The sequence below is a fragment of the Sphingobium jiangsuense genome (assembly GCF_014196495.1).
Classification (GTDB): Bacteria; Pseudomonadota; Alphaproteobacteria; order Sphingomonadales; family Sphingomonadaceae; genus Sphingobium; species Sphingobium jiangsuense.
The window spans coordinates 1-3,610 of sequence record NZ_JACIDT010000051.1; the positions used below are offsets into that span (position 1 = coordinate 1).

Annotated in this window: 5 protein-coding genes; 4 read left to right on the forward strand and 1 reads right to left on the reverse strand. The window is 58.1% G+C overall.

From position 1 onward, the window contains the following. The first annotated feature begins 115 nt into the window (after positions 1-115). Positions 116-1,525 carry a type I restriction enzyme subunit R domain-containing protein gene (locus GGR43_RS23170; protein WP_246344000.1) on the forward strand — a complete coding sequence of 470 codons (1,410 nt, stop codon included), beginning with the start codon at positions 116-118 and terminating at the stop codon, positions 1,523-1,525. A 466-nt stretch (positions 1,526-1,991) separates the two neighbouring features. Here the strand turns inward: GGR43_RS23170 and GGR43_RS23175 are convergent, their stop codons facing one another. Continuing rightward, entirely contained in the window at positions 1,992-2,198 is a 207-nt protein-coding gene (locus GGR43_RS23175; RefSeq protein WP_223177590.1) for a hypothetical protein, read from the reverse strand. A gap of 106 nt (positions 2,199-2,304) precedes the next feature. Between GGR43_RS23175 and GGR43_RS23180 the strand changes: the two genes are divergently transcribed. The 3 genes from GGR43_RS23180 to GGR43_RS23190 all read left to right on the forward strand — a co-directional run bounded on the left by GGR43_RS23180 (position 2,305) and on the right by GGR43_RS23190 (position 3,506). Further along, complete coding sequence (locus GGR43_RS23180) at positions 2,305-2,484, forward strand: hypothetical protein (protein ID WP_188074065.1); 180 nt, start codon at positions 2,305-2,307, stop codon at positions 2,482-2,484. 37 nt (positions 2,485-2,521) lie between these two features. Continuing rightward, positions 2,522-2,809 (forward strand): hypothetical protein, encoded by a 288-nt coding sequence (locus GGR43_RS23185; RefSeq protein ID WP_188074066.1) that lies wholly within the window; start codon positions 2,522-2,524, stop codon positions 2,807-2,809. Between the two features lie 274 nt (positions 2,810-3,083). Beyond that, the gene (locus GGR43_RS23190; protein WP_188074067.1) at positions 3,084-3,506 is read left to right on the forward strand and encodes a hypothetical protein; all 423 of its coding nucleotides are present in this window, start codon (positions 3,084-3,086) and stop codon (positions 3,504-3,506) included. Positions 3,507-3,610: the final 104 nt, after the last annotated feature.

Here is a 3,610-nt window from a genome sequence, read left to right on the forward strand (position 1 = left end):
ACCGCAAGATCGCCGCTTAATATCAACCCCAGGACGAGGCCCGCACTCCGCTAATTTACGCCGCGAGTTGTGCCAAATGTTCTGACGACGGACACCCTACAATATCGCCCAGAAGGTGCAGATCGTAGTCGAGCACTTCCGCGAAAACGTCGAGCCGCTACTCGACGGCAAGGCCAAGGCAATGGTCGTGCTTGGCAGCCGGGTCGAGGCGGTGCGCTGGAAGAAGGCGATCGACAGCTACATCAGGTCGCAAGGTTACGGCCTTGGCACGCTGGTCGCCTTCTCCGGTGAGGTGAATGATCCTGAGTCGAACGACGAGCCGGTCACTGAAGGCAGCACCTTGCTCAATCCCGGCCTCAAGGGGCGCGATATCCGTGATGCGTTCGCGGGCGCGGACTTCCACCTCCTGCTGGTCGCCAACAAGTTCCAAACCGGCTTCGATCAGCCATTGCTGTGCGGCATGTATGTGGATCGACGGCTTGCGGGTATTCAGGCGGTGCAAACGCTATCGCGCCTCAACCGTGCTCACCCCGGCAAGGACACCACCTACGTCCTCGATTTCGTGAACTCGTCCGAGGAAATCCTCGCCGCCTTCCGCACCTACTATGACACCGCCGAGCTTGAAGGCGTCACTGACCCCAACCTCGTCCTCGATCTCAAAGGCAAGCTGGACGCCAGCGGCCACTATGATGATTTTGAGGTCGAGCGTGTCGCTGCGGTCGAGATGAACCCCCGCGCGAAGCAGGGTGATCTCATCGCTGCGATCGAGCCCGTCGCTGACCGGCTGCTCAAGCGCTACAAGGCCGCGCAGGACCGCCTGCGGAGCGCACGAGAGCGTAACGATGATGACGGCGCATCGGACGCTCAGGACGAGGTTAACGCGCTGGTCCTGTTCAAGAACGACATGACGGCATACCAGCGCGCCTACAGCTTCCTGTCGCAGATTTTCGATTACGGCAGCAGTTCGGTTGAGAAGCGCTTCCTGTTCTACAAGCGGCTGGTCCCGTTGCTGGAGTTCGGTCGCGAACGCGAGGGCGTCGATCTATCCAAGGTCGTGCTGACGCACCACAGCCTCAAGGATGAGGGGCAGCGCCGCCTCGACGTGTCAGGCCGCGATGAGAGCAAACTCAAGCCGATGACCGAGGTCGGTTCCGGGTCGGTGCAGGAGAAGGAGAAAGCGCTGCTCGCCGAGATCATTGAGCGTGTAAACGATCTGTTCGGCGCTGGCACGACCGATGGCGACCAACTGAGCTACGTTACCACGCTGCGCGACAAGATGCTGGAATCTGATGCGCTGGTGACACAGGCGGCAAACAATACCGAAGCGCAGTTCGCCAACTCACCGACCCTGAAGGATGAGTTGATGAACGCGATTATCGAGGCGTTCGAGGCGCACGCTTCGCTGAGTAAGCAGGCCCTCGACTCACAGAAGGTGCGCGATGGCTTGAGGGACGTGCTGCTCGGCCCTGCGCAGCTTTACGAGGCACTCCGCGCACGGGCTGGGGGGGATCGACTTCCAGCTTGATGCTGAGGCCGATCCGCATGCCGTCCACGGCTTCGCGGATCATGTCGTCGATGGGATCGTCTCGGCCATCCGCTGACGGTAGCGGGTCCATCATGTGCATCGGTTTGCTATGCTGCCCCCAATAGCCCCAGCCAGTATTCATGCTGAGCCCACTTTCGCTAAAGGCGGCGCTGAGGCCCACGCAGTTGAGCTTGATGCCAAGCGGTTCGATGTTGCGGGCCAGTTTCCACAATGCCGCGCGCAGCGAGTGCTCGTCCTCGCCGGTGATCGGGTCATGGTCGGTGAGGATCAGGCAGACGAAGTGGCTTGAAAACACGCGCTGCTTGCCGGTTTCCACGATGCCCATCGTGAATCGCAACGATGATATCCCGTCCTCGTCCTGCACTTGACAGTCATCCGACTGCCTCACTTCATAATGTCGCCACGCCATGCGTTTCTCCTAGCCCACCTATTTAGGCAGTCAGGATCAGCGACCTTTCGGCTTCACTGCTCCCTGTTCGCGGCGGTCGATTGCTTCCTCAATGAGTTCACGCACGAAATCACCCTGCCGGGTATCACCGCGTAGAGCGTCGATGCGCGCCTTCGTTCCCGCGCGCGCACGGAAATGAATGGCTTCATCGAAGAGTTTCGGTTTGGTCACTCGTCGAGAGATAGCGGTATCGCTTTCTTTCATCCAGCCCCGAACAGCCTTCTCTCGTTGACGACATAAGCGGTATCGCTTACGGATAAGCGGTATCGGTTAAGAGTTCAAGCCGTGACGCAAGCAGTGAGGGGAAAGAATGGCAATCGGTTCGGCAATCGAGCGGAGCGGCACCATCTCGGTTTATGATGAGAGGGGCGTGCTTCTTTTCAGCCGATCGGGCGCGCTGCTCGGCTACACGCCAAGCACCCTGACGATCCGGCAAGGCTCGGAAACCAAGACTTTTGATGCGCGAGGCGTCTTGAAGTTTTCGCGCTGACCGTTCGCTGGATTGATCAGCCTTGTGGTGGGGAACAATGGAAATCTACAATCCGACGCAGATCATCGTGCACGAAAAGACCCACTCCCGGCTTGTCGAGACGCTCGCCATCATTGCCATGGGCGGCGGGCATGATCAGATCGGACTCGGTTACTGGCTCCAAAAGGAGCGCATGCGGATTGTAGTGGCACCGCTGCGCTTCGATACGATCGGTGAAATGGGAGACCTTGATCCCACCGTTCCCAGCAACCGCCTGCTTGATGATGTCGTCGTTGAGTTTGCTAGTTTGAAAGACGCCCAGCGGTTCATGGACCAATGGGCCTGACCAAACAGACCTGAGCACGAACCCCTAAAGACTGTCTTCTCTGCATTTCGTTCCGGTATGCGCGGTGGCCGCGATCGGACCTTCGATGGCATCGTCGCCAAAGGCTGCGCCACCAAATGTTCGCGCGTTCGCTTTTGTTCAACCGGTCTTGCAAATAGCTGCCTATCGAACGCTTGTGAAAATGACATCGTTAAGCACAGATGTGGCCTATCGATCTACTCATCAAGAACAAGCGTGAGGTATTCATGTAAACGGCAAGAACGGAGTGACTTCTATGGGCCTTGATTTATACGCAGCCTGCAAAATCGACAATGGCATAAAAACCGAGCCCACCATCACCGTCTTTCAGGCTTTTCCCCATATCCCTCCCTTGTATGACAATCCCGCATTCTTCAGGATTCGCCACTTCGATCCGCGTTCGCTCGTGGACGCTCTATCCGGCGACGAGAAGTGGGCCAGTTTGGCGGCTAGGTTCTATGGCAATCTTCCCGGTAGGCGGCATTATTTCCCCGATCAGTCAATCGCGCAAATGCCACAAGACCTTCCAGATTCCTGTCTTCCACGCGTGATGTCTCCGAGCGAGGCGCTCTCTATTGCCGATGAGATCATGCGGTTTCATCACGAAGATGTTCCCGCAGCCGGATCGTATCTCCGGTTCTGGGGCGTGCGGGAGCATCCCATTCTGTGCAGTTTCTAGTGGAGGCCATTGACCGTATGCTCTGCCGACTGTCGGCTTGATCACTGCCGCTGCCGTTCAGTGACGTTCGGTAGGCAATCTTCGCCTCGATAGGGCAACCATGG